This is a genomic window from Mesorhizobium sp. M1006 (assembly GCF_040318825.1).
Lineage (GTDB): Bacteria > Pseudomonadota > Alphaproteobacteria > Rhizobiales > Rhizobiaceae > Mesorhizobium.
The window spans coordinates 27293-40051 of sequence record NZ_JAMYMZ010000035.1; the positions used below are offsets into that span (position 1 = coordinate 27293).

At 59.5% G+C, this 12759-nt stretch carries 14 protein-coding genes and 1 pseudogene; 5 read left to right on the top strand and 10 right to left on the bottom strand.

Annotation, left to right across the window (positions count from 1 at the left end):
- Window positions 1–10 precede the first annotated feature (10 nt).
- On the bottom strand, window positions 11–535 hold the full coding sequence (locus NKH60_RS25485) for a YciE/YciF ferroxidase family protein (protein ID WP_023677856.1): 525 nt from the start codon (window positions 533–535) through the stop codon (window positions 11–13).
- Between the two features lie 551 nt (window positions 536–1086).
- Between NKH60_RS25485 and NKH60_RS25490 the strand changes: the two genes are divergently transcribed.
- From NKH60_RS25490 to NKH60_RS25500, 3 genes are read left to right on the top strand one after another with little or no spacing between them, the layout of a single operon-like run.
- Entirely contained in the window at window positions 1087–1251 is a 165-nt protein-coding gene (locus tag NKH60_RS25490) for a hypothetical protein (RefSeq protein WP_352503345.1), read from the top strand.
- Between the two features lie 11 nt (window positions 1252–1262).
- Window positions 1263–1661 carry a DUF2231 domain-containing protein gene (locus tag NKH60_RS25495; RefSeq protein ID WP_352822687.1) on the top strand — a complete coding sequence of 133 codons (399 nt, stop codon included), beginning with the start codon at window positions 1263–1265 and terminating at the stop codon, window positions 1659–1661.
- 8 nt (window positions 1662–1669) lie between these two features.
- Window positions 1670–1933, top strand: a complete 264-nt coding sequence (locus tag NKH60_RS25500) for an SDR family NAD(P)-dependent oxidoreductase (protein WP_352706234.1) — start codon at window positions 1670–1672, stop codon at window positions 1931–1933.
- A gap of 1155 nt (window positions 1934–3088) precedes the next feature.
- Here the strand turns inward: NKH60_RS25500 and NKH60_RS25505 are convergent.
- From NKH60_RS25505 to NKH60_RS25515, 3 genes are all read right to left on the bottom strand, one after another.
- Entirely contained in the window at window positions 3089–3316 is a 228-nt protein-coding gene (locus NKH60_RS25505) for a hypothetical protein (protein ID WP_352873768.1), read from the bottom strand.
- Between the two features lie 394 nt (window positions 3317–3710).
- Window positions 3711–4094, bottom strand: a complete 384-nt coding sequence (locus NKH60_RS25510) for a hypothetical protein (protein ID WP_352473695.1) — start codon at window positions 4092–4094, stop codon at window positions 3711–3713.
- Window positions 4095–5077: 983 nt separating this feature from the next.
- Window positions 5078–5431 (bottom strand): hypothetical protein, encoded by a 354-nt coding sequence (locus tag NKH60_RS25515; protein ID WP_023680319.1) that lies wholly within the window; start codon window positions 5429–5431, stop codon window positions 5078–5080.
- Between the two features lie 644 nt (window positions 5432–6075).
- On the opposite strand from NKH60_RS25515, the gene NKH60_RS25520 reads away from it, so the two are divergent.
- Window positions 6076–6585 carry a ferritin-like domain-containing protein gene (locus NKH60_RS25520; RefSeq protein WP_352690964.1) on the top strand — a complete coding sequence of 170 codons (510 nt, stop codon included), beginning with the start codon at window positions 6076–6078 and terminating at the stop codon, window positions 6583–6585.
- Window positions 6586–7284: 699 nt separating this feature from the next.
- On the opposite strand, the gene NKH60_RS25525 is transcribed toward NKH60_RS25520, so the two are convergent.
- The 6 genes and pseudogenes from NKH60_RS25525 to NKH60_RS25555 form a co-directional block, all read right to left on the bottom strand.
- Window positions 7285–8055 carry a hypothetical protein gene (locus NKH60_RS25525; RefSeq protein WP_352508326.1) on the bottom strand — a complete coding sequence of 257 codons (771 nt, stop codon included), beginning with the start codon at window positions 8053–8055 and terminating at the stop codon, window positions 7285–7287.
- Window positions 8052–8936, bottom strand: coding sequence for a hypothetical protein (locus NKH60_RS25530; protein WP_352873771.1), 885 nt, complete (start codon window positions 8934–8936; stop codon window positions 8052–8054). Before NKH60_RS25530 ends, NKH60_RS25525 begins: the two co-directional genes overlap by 4 nt.
- Window positions 8933–9328 (bottom strand): phage holin family protein, encoded by a 396-nt coding sequence (locus NKH60_RS25535; RefSeq protein WP_352508328.1) that lies wholly within the window; start codon window positions 9326–9328, stop codon window positions 8933–8935. Before NKH60_RS25535 ends, NKH60_RS25530 begins: the two co-directional genes overlap by 4 nt.
- Before the next feature lie 4 nt (window positions 9329–9332).
- On the bottom strand, window positions 9333–9680 hold the full coding sequence (locus tag NKH60_RS25540; RefSeq protein WP_352508329.1) for a hypothetical protein: 348 nt from the start codon (window positions 9678–9680) through the stop codon (window positions 9333–9335).
- A gap of 229 nt (window positions 9681–9909) precedes the next feature.
- Window positions 9910–10478 (bottom strand): annotated as a pseudogene (locus tag NKH60_RS35200) (transposase); the annotation flags it as partial.
- 62 nt (window positions 10479–10540) lie between these two features.
- A complete protein-coding gene (locus NKH60_RS25555; RefSeq protein ID WP_352873774.1) occupies window positions 10541–11590 on the bottom strand; it encodes a YihY/virulence factor BrkB family protein in 1050 nt (349 codons plus the stop codon).
- A gap of 242 nt (window positions 11591–11832) precedes the next feature.
- Between NKH60_RS25555 and NKH60_RS25560 the strand changes: the two genes are divergently transcribed.
- A complete protein-coding gene (locus NKH60_RS25560; protein WP_352508333.1) occupies window positions 11833–12690 on the top strand; it encodes an alpha/beta fold hydrolase in 858 nt (285 codons plus the stop codon).
- Window positions 12691–12759: the final 69 nt, after the last annotated feature.

A 12759-nucleotide genomic window follows, 5' to 3' on the forward strand; every position in this document is an offset into this window, starting at 1 on the left:
CGATCCGAAGTTATGCGGCCTGTTGCATCGCCCGTTCGTTGACGCCTGTTTCGCCTAGTCGGGTGAGCGCCTCATCGGTTGCTTTTTCTTCCTTGAGCGTCTGTTCGAGTAGCGGGACGGCGTCTTTCAAGCCAAGTAACCCGGCCCATGTGACAAGAGTCCCGTAGCGCGCTATTTCATAATGTTCGACGGACTGGGCTGCAGCCACGAGACCCGCGTCCAATGCCGGAGCCTCCTCGAATTCCTCCAAAATCTCCTGTCCTTCTTCGATGATGCCGTCGATCGCCGGGCACGTTTTCCCTTGGGCTCTCTTGCCAAAGGCGTCGAAAACTTGCTGCAGACGCTCGATCTGACCTTCCGTCTCGTCACGATGTTTTTCGAACGCCGCCTTCAACTCTTCGGATTCCGCGCCCTTTGCCATTTTCCGGAGCGCCGTCAGAATCTTGCGTTCGGCGTAGTAGATGTCTTTCAGACCATCATAGAAAAGGTCTTCCAAGCCCTTGGAGCTGCCCTGAGAGCTTTTTTTTGTCGCCATTGTCATCTCCTCTTTCATTTGTATCGACGCATGCATGGCTCTAACTGGACCAGTCTCTTGTTGTTCCTTCGCCACGGCACAGCGGCAGCCAACAGCGAGCGACGGTCGGGTTGACCGTTGATTTCAGTCCGCCGCGCCAGCAGCGGCTTGAGCATCTCGGCTGCGCTCCATTGCGGAAGTTCCGGAATGAGGATCGTCTGCCTGAAGGGTTTCCGCTGTCATCGAGTCCTTGCGGCCGCATTTTTCGCAACGGACCTTTGCCCTCACCTGATCAAGGTTCCCGATCTCTTCTCGGAATTCGAGAGGGTTGGAGAAGCGCTTAAGGCGTTGGCGTCCCGGATCATTGCAAATTACATGGCCGGACTAGTGGACGAGGAAGAACTACTGTCGGCTTCCCGGCAGGCGCTTGGACGGCAAGTGCAGACCTGAGCGAATCCCCTGGCTAGAATTGGTCCGGAACCGTACAATAGCAAATCGTCAGCAATACAACATGGCCGCTGACGCTTGGGAGCGACTGTCGCACTCTTGGCCCAATACGAGGCATTGGTGTAATGGCGGAAGAACAAGGGCGGCTCGGCCCGAATGCTGAAATCGTCAGCGAGCTCGCGCGAGAGTCAGGCGTATCCGAACACCACATAGGCGAGATAATGTCGCTGGTCGGCTTCGATCGCGGCTCAATCCTGAGGGAAGCTCGTCTCCTCAAAAAGAACAAGTAGGGCCGGCGGTTTTGCACGGCGTCGGCGGCATCTGGTCCACCGGAAATGCATTCTGGGCCGAAGCATCCTTCTGGTTGCTCGGCTTTGTCCTGTTGATGAGCGCTGCCGCGGCGCTGGCCGGCTTTACCGATTTTCTTGGAAATTCAAGGGTGCGGTCCATCAATGCAGCGTGGCACCATATGGTCGGCAACGTCGTGGCCGTGGTGCTGGCGCTGGCCAGTTTCATGCTGCGCCTAAGCGCCGGTGCAGCCGAGGGCGCCTTGCCCTGGGGCCTGGCGCTATCAACGATTGTCGTTCTGCTGCTCGTCTACACCGGCTGGAAAGGCGGAACGCTTGTCTACGAACACAGGGTAGGCGTCCATCCCGAAGAGGGTGAGGATCTCAACTCCCGCCCGGAATTATCCCGATAGGTTGACGAATGGCCGAACTGCGGGGAGCCGTCGTCGTGGTCGCCGGCGCCTCGAGCGGCATCGGCAGAGCGACTGCTCTGGGTTTGGCGCGCAAAGGCGCACGGCTAGTGCTGGTCTCAAGAAACGCGGACGCACTCGACAAGGTCGCCAAGGAGTGCGCCGGCTTGGGCGGTGAGGCGCTGACCTTTGCCACCGATATGGCGGACGATGCGGCCCGTGGAGAATGCGCAGCTTTGCCGTGTCGCGTTTCGGCAGGATCGACGTGTGGGTGAATTGCGCCGCAGTCCTGCTTTTCGGCCGCTTCGAGGAAATCCCGCCGCATGTGTGATCAGGACGTTTCTGGTGGATGGCGCCGGTACTGAACAAAGCTTGTGACCAGTCGGATGCGGTGAGTGGAAGAGCCCGCCGGCTTCCCCAGCCGCCTTGGGGTGCAACCTGTAGTGAATGGACTGGAAGACAATCTTGCCGTCCTGAATGACGGAACTGTCGGCGCCCTCAATGGCGTCGAACCTGGACGAAGTTGCCGACCAGATCAGCAGTGTATAGGGGCCGCGGACCTGTTTTGCGATGTAGTTGAACTCACCTTGAGGCAGCTGCTCGCGCAGGCGTTTGGACGACAGGCGGACGGCATCATGGCCTCTAAATTCGAATTCGCGGTCAAGAGGACCACGTCCACAGCATAGTTGCGCCTAAGATCCTCCTCGATGTCGCCAGCGGCGCGAAGCCTCAGATGGTCTTCGAAAACCCCCTCTGCGGACCGAGCACGTCATGTCTCCTTTGCAGTACCGGAAAGGCCGTGGACAGCCGTCTCGTCCTTCGCGATGCTGAACGGATGCGACCGCGGTTTGTTCCTGAGGCCAACATGCGCTGGAGCCGGATTGCCTTGCACCCCCGATCACAAACGAATGAGAACATTCAATCGGGGTCCTCATGGCTTCCGGCATCGACATTCTGGCATGCTGACCAGCGACGAGGTCGGCAATTGTCCAGGACTAGAGCGGCCGGCCAGGTGCGGATGCAGCGGTGCCGGGGGGACCTCACGCTCCAAGGCCGTCCTGGCCTTCGCCAGCGACAACCACAAGGCCTGCAAAAAAGCTTCATCTGCTTGCAGTGTTAATCCGACCTCCTTGCAATGTTCAACGATCCTGTCCTGAATCGACACTGCGGTTTCATACCGTTGGACAACCCTTGCCAGAACGTCCTGACAGGTGCCAATCGCCATCTCCCGAATGTGGTCAGCGACGGGAGAGAGGGCAGCACGGGTGACATCATGAGCAACGGGGCGTCCCGATCAGTCGGATGTATTCCGCCTCGGGCTGCCCATACGAACGATCCGCCAACGCGCGTCTATAGCAATAGCTTCAGCCTTCAATTGAACAAGCAATCGTGCGGGGACCGGTCCTCACCCATGACCAGGGCTGATCCGGTCATACCGTCAAAGCAATAAGGCCAACCTCGGCCTCGACCTCAGCCCGAAGCTTCGCCACCATTGACCCGAGACCGCTCTCGAAGAAATCGACGGTGTCAATCGGGACCGAGGCCTGCTCCAGGTGCGTCGTCAGTCCCAAGTGACGGCCTTCGAGGTGAGGCTGCAGCAATGTCAGATCCGGCGCGCTCAGGCGCCGCAACAGTTCGTTCTTGAACGAGGTTTCCATCTGCGCTGTCTCCCGATCGGGGCGGAAGCGCGATGGTCGCTCACAGCTGACGACGCCCTAACAATTGCCGACAGTCAGGGGAAAGTATACCTAAAAGGGCCGGGAGTCTCAAAAAGCTACTATGCTGACCAGAGAAGCTCGTCAGTTTGGCGATCATCAAGATGCTGCTAACAAGCAGTGTCCGCCTCTACCGGTCGAAGGTTGTCTTCGCAATCTGGTGTGCGCCTTTTGTCGAAGCATACGGCCCCAAACTGATTCATCCTCTGGGGAAGCCAAGCGGTATCGACGCTGCCTGAAAACTTACGCGCAAGCGCTCCACACTTTCGGGGCGGCGCTTTGTCGATCGCCCAGAGTAGCCAAGCACCCTTCTTTATCCCATAGTATTCGTCTTCGCCTATTGCTCCGGAACGGCAGAGGTTTGCGGACGATTTCGTGCTGCTTCGGCAATTTCCGGGATGTATTTCGTCGCGGTGCAGCTTCGGTTCACATTGGCGCGTGCGTCGAATACCTCTTTCTCGCAGACCCGCTTGGCGAGCTCGATAGGCACATGAACTGCCAGAGGCACTTCCACCTCAGAGATTCCAAGCTCCCGTGCGATCTGCTGTTTCACTTCGTGCCTGCCAAGCGAAACATCGACGCCGACATCCTCGGCATCTTCGGTTGTCGATGATGCGCCTTGCCCCGGAAGATCTTGCTGCTCGGTCTGAGCAAATGACTGCACGGCAAAGAGTTGCAACGCGAACACGGCGAGCGGCAAAATTCGTTGGAATACTCTCATGCCTGGCTCCTGCAGGTGCCTTTAACAACGGCAAAGTGTTTGAAGCGTTCCAGAGGCGGGGATGCGCGCGCTCAGCGGCAGTCGAGGCGGGTTTTTTCTGTTGGCGTGGAATACGATATGGCGACCATGGTTGGGTGCCGACAGCCGACTGTGCTGGCACATCGGAGTGTAGGAAGTTGCCTACCGAGAAAGAAAGACAAGCCAGAGACGAGCGCGCCTCGGATGCTGCACGAGGATTGACCGACATTGAGCGTGCGGCACGAGACGCAAAGACCGCGGCTTCGGGAGCAGCGCCTGAAGGCCGCACTTGCTGTGACGTCGGCCCGCGGCATCTAAACCGAAGAGGACACCAAAACCGTGAAAGCCTAGCAGTCACTTGCACCACACGGACTTGCATTCAACCCCACGGTGCTCAAGATCCAAGTAGGCTCTGCAGCTCTCTAGGCTCAGAACGTCGTGCACCCAAGTTAGATCCTGCTGCAGCAGTCAGGACTACCCCAGAACGAATATGGCCAGCAGGGCAACAAAGAGAACAAGGGCGATCGCGGCGCCCCAGATGAGGACCTTTCCGGTGCCGCGTTGCTCTTCCTCGCGAGAAACGTCTTTCGCCATCCATGCATCCTTTGCGAAGGTCCAAACTGAGCAACGTGCCGTGCCAGGCTGTTCCCAACGCTCTCGGAGCCAACTTGGTGTCAGTCCAACTGCCGGTTGCCGTAGGGCTTCTTCGCTCTAGCGCTATCGGCAATACAGCGCGGCTCTCCTCTGAGCGCGACCGCAGCTCCCTTCGCGAGCAGGCGGATATGTATCTGACCGAAAGCAAACAGAAGCCAGGCCTGCCCACTGAAAGCACAAGCAAGCACAAGGTTCCTCAACTGACGCTCGGCTGGCGGCAACTTGCTCGCCAGCCGAGTTGAGTTCAGGCGGTGGTCGGGGGAGATCATCCAGCCACACGCTGGTGATTCCAACCTGAGCCGATGTGCCAATCAGCAACCTTCGTCGGTCTTTTTGACCTGGCCTGGCGCGGCGGTGTTGGCTGCCGTGTCCTGCTGACCTGGCGCCGCCTGCTGAGCGCTGCCAGTCTGCTGGCCGGGCGCGCAGTCTCTGGCCGAGTTCGGATTTGTGGTGCCGCTGGTGGTGGTCGTGTCGGTGCCTTGATCGCCGGACATGTTGGTCCCGCTGCTCGTCGTGCCGGTGCCCTGATCCGTCGTGCTGGGCATGGTTGTCGTGGTCGAGGTTCCGCTCGTCGAGGTTCCGCTCGAAGTTCCGCTGGTCGTCTGGGCAAAGGAAAGCCCTGCCGACACTGCCAGCACGGCCGAAGCCAAAAGGATGCGTTTCATCTTCTTTCTCCTGTCTGAATGCGCGGGATGCGCCTGGCAAATCGAACAGGCAGACAGAAGGAGTGTTCCCCGATGAAGTTCAACTTTTGTAACTCTGGTCATAGGTCAGCCTTAGGATGGCCGGCGTATATTAGAACCTCATGACGGCGGCTCGAGTCGAAAAGCAATCAACGAGCGGAGAGGCCGTCGCGTTCCTTGTGACTGCGGTGGCGCGGTGAGGCACAAGGCTCAATGCGGAGCGCCAGCGGCCGCGATCAGCGCCTCGTCGAGAATCCACTTCAGCTTCGCCGAGCGCTGGTAGCTTCATCTGCTTGCCGTTCTTACTTGCCAGGAACGACATGCAGCGGTCGCAGTATGCCATGCGGGACCTTCAATATGTCGCCGCGTCGGATGGCCAGGAAGCGGCCAGTGCCAGTTGGACTGTGTGATGGAGCGGCGCAGCGGCGAGCGTCCACGGGCCGTTTTCCTTGCGCCGATCTTCCCGATCTTCGCCTTTTCCACGCATCGCTGCAGGATTTTTCGCGAGGTGAATTGAGACCCGCCACGGCGCTGATCTCTGCGACGGTCAAGGCCCGTTCGGCGGGCTCTACTCCGGAACAATGTCCTCTTCTGAAAGTTTCCTTAGATCGCAAAGGAGATTCGAAATGTCAGAAAGCCGGGAATGGTTTGTCCAATGGCTTAGAGACGCTCATGCCATGGAAGAGCAGGCAGAAACGATGTTGAACGGGCAGTTAAGCCGTATCGAGAATTATCCCGAACTGAGCGACCGAATCCGACAGCACCTCGACGAGACCAAGCAGCAGGCTGCCCGGCTCAAGACTTGTCTCGATCAGATGGACGAGGGTTCATCCATGATGAAGGATGCTGGCGGTAAGCTGACGGCGATGGCGCAATCGCTGAGCGGCGTCTTCGCTGGAGACGAGGTGATGAAAGGATCGCTCGCGAGCTACACGTTCGAGCACATGGAAATCGCCTCCTACACGATCCTGATTGCCGCCGCTCGATCGCTCGGCGAAACCGAGGTTCTTCGGGCTTGCGAAGAGAATCTTCAAGAGGAAGTCGCGATGGCGGATTGGCTGAAATCCCGTCTTCCCTCCACGACCGAGCAGTTCCTTGCGCGGGCCGAAGCGGACAGCGACAGCGCCAAGCGGTGATCGGGTAGGAACGTAGTAACCGTAAACTGGGTGATCGGGATTCGTCCGCTAGCGCGTCCCCCTTCGTGAACGCTGGGCAACGAACACGCCTAGCAGGCGGTCGTCGAGCTGCGCATTTCGAGAAATTGCAACGACGAGCGATGCTAATATTGCGGCGTCGTCACTTAGAGAGTCGAAGCGTTCGCCTGCGCAAGCCTGGTCAAATACGCATTGGCAATAGCCAGATCGGAAGGGCTAGCGCAGCGCTCGGCGAAATAAAGCTCGAGTGGGCGTGTTAAAACGTTCCAAACGAGGTCGCGATAGCGGAATGCCCGAGAACGCTCTAGATGACTGAGCAGTTGCGTGCGCGGGCACCGGCAGCGCCAAGCCGGATCGGAGAAAGTTCGTCCTGACAGCGGACAGAGCGCGCCGTTGCGCTCACGTTATGGGGTCGGCAGCACTTGCACGGTTTTCGGGGTGAATTCCGCTTCAGCCGGTCGCTGGCGGTTTCGCTGAAGGCCGTGACCGACCGGCCGACGATCATCATGCTCGAAGGGGTTGACCGCTTTGTCCGATCTTCTCCGCCGTGCGCATCGTCATCGCGCCGTCCGTGGTTCCAGAATATGCAATCCGATGGCTGAACTCGTCGGGACTCGATAAATGTCAGCGCGGCATCATACTTTGCCTTCAGGACGACTGTTTCTCTGCAATGACCTCTGTCTACGCTCTTCCAGTTCGGTCGGTGTCCATCTGCTCATTCACACGTCGTTGATAGGCAAAGCCGACAGCCGCGGCGACTGCCAAACCTGCCGCCGCCAGAAGGAGTTTGTCCTCGGTATGCTCATTGCCCGATGCGTCTTGAACAGCTAACGAAGCTTCATCGAAGGGTGCGGATGCTCTCGCGGCAGTCTCGCCCTCGTGCGGCCCAACGCCGCTATGGCGGATACCCGCAGCTAGACGTTCTGTCTTCTCTTTTACAGTTTCCTTGGCCACGCCGGTCAACTCGGCAGCTTGGCGTTTTATTTTACCAGCCGTTTCAAGAGCGAAATCACTGACGCTTTCCGCCAAATCACTAGATTGCTCCTTCAGGCGCTCCTTGGCGTACGATAGGTGATCCACCTGCTGCTCGCCGGGTGGCCGGGCCGAATTGGTCCGCAATAAGCTGAACAATCCCGCTCCGACAAGTGCGGTTGCGATCGGCGGACGGCGGAGGAAACGCCACCCCAAACCGGCCCCAATCGCCAAAGCAGCGCTCGGATTGGCAGCCGCCTTGGCCTTGAGATCGTCAATAATCGCCTGCGCCACCGATTGCATTGAGGCTCTTGCTTTCTCCACCAGGGCATCCTTTGCCTCAAGCGCTTCGTGTTTCAAATCATCGGTAAATTCGGAGAGCGTGTTTGGCGACCGAAGTGTCGACAAGTCCTCGGCGAGCTTAGCCCGGGCAGCCTCAACTTCGTATTCAAGATGCTCAAGTTGCGGATCGGCCATCATAAATCTCTCTTGCCACCGGGGCGGGCAGGTTTGCTCGACCGAGCGTTGCCCGACCGCTGCGATTTGGCCGTTATTCCTTCCGAAGGGGTGGCGCTGCCCGGTTGCAGCTTGGCGGCCGGAGTGGATGAACCGCTCGATCCACTTGGGCTTGGCGAAGGCGGCTGCACGGGTTCACTTGATTGCTCTTCTGACAAGGCGCTTCCAAAGGCGCCCGCAACGTCCCTTGCGACCTCCTTCAGGCCGTCCGAATTCAGCCCATGTTCCTCGGCGGCGCTTTTGAGCCGTTCGCCCGCCTTTGATGTCGAGGACTTCAAGCGTTCCCCAGCTTTTTCAGCAGCATCCGTCAATCGCTCTCCTGCTGGGCCGAGCGTGCGCCTCTCGACATCGCTGGCCGGCAAAGCAGCAGCTATGGCGGCACCGGCTGCGAAGCCTGCCAGGACAAAAGCCAATGGCTGTTCTTCCACCATGCGGCCAATCGTGTCCTGGAACGTTGATTGGGCTTGCTGCACCACTCGCCCTGACTTCTCGGACACGGTGCGACCGGCCTGTTCTGCGTATGCCGCGACCGATGATGCGTAGTGACTTGCGGTTTCACTCACCTTCTCCCCAAGGCCGGCTAAATTGTCGCGCATGGCCTCTGCTGTCTCGCTAGCCTCTTCCTGCGTTTTTGACGCCCCGCCGCTGGCGGTGCGTGCGTGCGGAGCATTTTGGCGCCCGTTGGTTCCACGGGATTGCTCGCGATGCCCGGCACTTGAACCGCGGCTGCGCATTAGCAGCGCGCACCCTGCTGCGACGAGCAGAAGGCCTTCGGGATTGTTCCTAGCGGAGCTGAGAAGCCATTCTTTCGTTCCAAAATCCTGGACCTGTGAATTGCGGCTCATGTTAGTTGCTCCTTGGTTGTCGCAATATCCTGCTTTATTTGGCTTATGGAGTGTGTCGGCAGAAGTTCTTTTTGCGCATCAGCGCGGCCCCTATAGTAGGCGAAAACAGCGGCAGCCGCCGTTGCGGTCGCGACTATGAGACACGACCAGTGCAGGGCTATCCCTAAGCTCGAGATTCCAAGTACGAGGGCTTGCATTAGAAGCAGAGCGGCGACCACTCCCAGCGCGCCAGCAGCAGACATCCACACACCTGCTTGGAGCTTCGTTGAGACGTTGGCGGACAGCTCCGCATGCGCCAGGCGCAACTCTTTTTGAAAGAGGTCCGCGGCGTCCGCCAACACTGCCGACAGTGCTTGAGGGAGAGGCGAATTCTTCAGTTGTTCCTGTGCCATCAGATCAGTTCGCTCCCGGCCGCCTTTCCTTGATGGATTCTGAAGCGGGAGGCGCGCTCTTCAGCGTGCGGAATGTCAAAAAACCCGCTACGGCGGCCAGCCCAAACACCAAACCCGGCTTGCGCCTGGCCAAATCGGACGCTGCAAGAACCAGTTGATCGACGGATCTGTCTCGCAGGTCGTCTGCGTATCCATCAAGCCTATTGGCGAAGGTGCGCACGACCCCAGCGACGATCGGTGCATTTGTGTCGAGGTCCTCGGCCGCACGTTTGGTCGAACTCGCCAGTTGGCCCATCACCTCGGCGCCGCTGCCGACCTGACGGTCCAACATCTCCTTCACCTGATTGGTCACGGTGGACGCGCCACCAGCGGCCGCCCGTTTGGCGGTTCCCGCTGCCCCTTGTGCTATGTCCGACGCTTTGGATAAGGCGCCCCTTACGGTTGCTCCTATGTCTTCCGAGGTACCGTCACCAGTCCTTACCGCAGTTGGGGGACGCCGTTCAGAATTCCGGTTGTTCATGGTTTCCTCCATTCGAGGAGCAAACGGAGGTAAGGCCCGTTGGTTCCCAATGAGCGACTGGCTAGGGTCTCCAAGTTGCATTTTCGAACTCGGTGCGCGGATCGGGTGCGTTTGCATTGGGAATGACGAGTTGCTTGCGGGCGAGCGCAATGCGAATCACCCATCTGTCCCTTCCCTGCCTGCTTCAACTCTGATGGAAGGCGCCGAGGTGGGGACCATATCTGGCGACGGTGAGCGCGACGAGGAGAGGCTGCGCGGACCTTCACGGCCGCCGCGCACCGGTCTTCGACCGCTGCGCCTCCCGCTGTCACTGGCGATCGGCGCCAAGCCTACGAGTTTGGCGATGGCTTTATTGGAAAGGGTGCCAATCTCGGACAACTCGGCCATCAGGAGTACGCGGGCGACACCGTTGACCGGACGGAAGATCTAATCGAGACAGGCCCACAGCGGGTCGTCGTCGCGTAGCGAGGCGATCTCGCCTTCAAGTCGGTGGCTCTGACGCTTCAGCAGAACAACGACCTCGTCGAGGCTGGCGAGGGGTTCGGCATCGGCGACGGCGCTTTTGCGTTGCTTCTGGATGGTGAGATCGCCTGTCACCTCGGCAAGCCGGGCCCGCGGCTTGAGCCGTTCTGGGCCACGCTCCGCGGCGTGGTTACAGCCGCTTGACCATGGCATGCAAAGTGAGCTGCGCGCTACGCATTGCGCTCGTCAAAACGCGACTGCTGGTCGGCGTCATCGGCCGATCCGCCCAGCGTGTCGGCGACCGTGGCACCTCGCGAACCCATCGGCTGCTGCGCACCTGTGGTGGTGTCCATCGCTGTCTGATGCTCCATCTCGGAATTCAGCTCCGCACCTACAACCAGGATAATCACAGAAATCCAAGTCCACATCATCAAGCCGATCACTGCCCCAAGGGCTCCATACGTCGCGTTGTAGTTGGCGAAGTTTTCAAGATAGTAGGAGAATCCTATCGAGACTGCGATCCAGACCACAGCCGCGAGGAAGGCGCCCCATGTCGCCCATTTCCACTTTGCCCTTTCACGGCTGGGCCCGTAGCGGTAAATCAGCGTGGTCCCAACGCCAGCCATGATGAGCATCATCGGCCATCGAAGGATCCGCACAAGGGCTTCGATCCAGCCGCCGAGGTTCAGCAGTGCAAGCACGGCCGGCACAATCCCCACCGCGACGATAAAGCCGATGCCAATGAGGATGGCGCCAAGTGTGAAGCCCAAGGCCAGGAGATTCAGGTGGATGAAGCCGCGCTTTTCACTCTCCTCGTAGGCGATGTTCATGGCTTCGAATAGCGTCTTTATGCCGTTACTGGCGCTCCACAGTGTGACGGCAAGGCCGAAGATGAAGCCGAAGCTGAGCGCGCCAGTCTTCTGAGCGGCTAAGGACGCAAGCTGAGATCTGATAATATCCAGACCTCCCGAGGGCAGTACGCCGCCAAGGAACGCAACGTGCTCAGCGATGGTCTGAGGATCGGCGACGAGACCGTAGATGGACACGAAGGCGGCAAGCGCTGGAAAGAGGGCAAGAAGCAGATAGAATGCGGCCCCGGCCGCGATAAGCATAACACGGTCTTCGGTGAGCTCAGCGAACATCCGCCACAGCACGTCCTTCCAGCCGCGGCCAGGAATCTCTGACGGCCATTCGGCATTGCGTCCCCGGCCCTCCGGGTCGGGCGGCCGCTCAAGTTGCACTTTACCTTCGTAAGCGTCCTCGGTTGTTTTCTTCGACATGGCCGCCGGTCCGGAGCACCTTCGTCGCAGGGAAACGTATAGTAGCGCCAAAGGATGCAGGTGCAGACCTGCGCTTGCAAATAACACCCCGGCTGCAGAAACACTCGCGGCATCCCCACTTGGACCTTCGGCTCCCATGCCCATCTGCTGGGATGCGACGGCTGAGCGTGCATGTTGTCGGGACGACAGCCTGATAATCCTCATTGCGCTGGATCAGTTTTAGGACACTCGCGTTACCAGCCATGATCTCGCTCGCGCCTGAACATCAGTTCGTCAACGCCGGAAGCATTCGGTTTCATGTCGTTCAGGCCGGGCCTGCCGGGGGTAAGCCGGTCATGCTCCTGCACGGCTTCCCGGACTTCTGGATCGGCTGGAGACGGCAGATCGGTACGCTCGCTTCCGCCGGATATCGGGTCATCGTTCCCGACCAGAGGGGCTACAACACCAGCGACAAGCCAGGGGGCATCCGCGAGTACACGCTCCCCAAGCTCCTCGGCGATGTCTTCGCCTTGGCCGACGCGCTCGGCATCGGAAGGTTTCACCTCGCCGGCCATGACTGGGGCGGCATCGTCGCTTGGGCCGCCGGGGCAAAGTTGCCTCATCGCCTGGACAAGCTCGTCATCCTGAATGCGCCCCATCCCGACGTGGTGTTTACCCATGCCCTGCGATCTCCGACGCAGTTTCTGCGGAGCAGTTACGTGGTTTTCTTCCAGATCCCATTGCTGCCCGAAGCCGTTTTGGGTGCGCGGCGCTCCGCCTTGCTCGCACGAGCACTCAGGACATCCAGCCGGGAAGGCGCCTTCGAAGAAGAGGAGATTGCAGAATATCGGCAGGCTTGGGAGCGGCCGGGGGCGCTGACCAGCATGCTCAACTGGTATCGCGCCTTGCGCTTTCGCCCGAGCCTGAAGGAGCGGATCACGACGCCCACTCTTGTTATGTGGGGGATGCAGGACCAGGCTCTGGAATCCGGGCTGGCCAAGCGCAGTCTCGCCCTTTGCGACGATGGCCGCCTGCAGACTTTCGAGGAGGGGACGCATTGGGTTCAACGCGAAGAGAGCAACGCGGTGAATGCGGCGCTTCTGGCGTTCCTGGAGGGCTGAGGAACTCAAAAATGGATAGAAACTGGGGGCAGCGTCAGATGGAGCCGGAGGAGGCCTGCAGGGCATTCC

Excerpts from the sequence above, each read along its gene's own strand:
- NKH60_RS25520 (WP_352690964.1), top strand. The coding sequence starts at position 6,076 with ATGTCAGAAAGCCGGGAATGGTTTGTCCAATGGCTTAGAGACGCTCAT.
- NKH60_RS25515 (WP_023680319.1), bottom strand. The coding sequence starts at position 5,431 with ATGAAACGCATCCTTTTGGCTTCGGCCGTGCTGGCAGTGTCGGCAGGG.
- NKH60_RS25560 (WP_352508333.1), top strand. The coding sequence starts at position 11,833 with ATGATCTCGCTCGCGCCTGAACATCAGTTCGTCAACGCCGGAAGCATT.
- NKH60_RS25505 (WP_352873768.1), bottom strand. The coding sequence starts at position 3,316 with ATGGAAACCTCGTTCAAGAACGAACTGTTGCGGCGCCTGAGCGCGCCG.
- NKH60_RS25510 (WP_352473695.1), bottom strand. The coding sequence starts at position 4,094 with ATGAGAGTATTCCAACGAATTTTGCCGCTCGCCGTGTTCGCGTTGCAA.
- NKH60_RS25530 (WP_352873771.1), bottom strand. The coding sequence starts at position 8,936 with ATGAGCCGCAATTCACAGGTCCAGGATTTTGGAACGAAAGAATGGCTT.
- NKH60_RS25485 (WP_023677856.1), bottom strand. The coding sequence starts at position 535 with ATGGCGACAAAAAAAAGCTCTCAGGGCAGCTCCAAGGGCTTGGAAGAC.
- NKH60_RS25555 (WP_352873774.1), bottom strand. The coding sequence starts at position 11,590 with ATGTCGAAGAAAACAACCGAGGACGCTTACGAAGGTAAAGTGCAACTT.
- NKH60_RS25490 (WP_352503345.1), top strand. The coding sequence starts at position 1,087 with ATGGCGGAAGAACAAGGGCGGCTCGGCCCGAATGCTGAAATCGTCAGC.
- NKH60_RS25500 (WP_352706234.1), top strand. The coding sequence starts at position 1,670 with ATGGCCGAACTGCGGGGAGCCGTCGTCGTGGTCGCCGGCGCCTCGAGC.
- NKH60_RS25525 (WP_352508326.1), bottom strand. The coding sequence starts at position 8,055 with ATGATGGCCGATCCGCAACTTGAGCATCTTGAATACGAAGTTGAGGCT.
- NKH60_RS25535 (WP_352508328.1), bottom strand. The coding sequence starts at position 9,328 with ATGGCACAGGAACAACTGAAGAATTCGCCTCTCCCTCAAGCACTGTCG.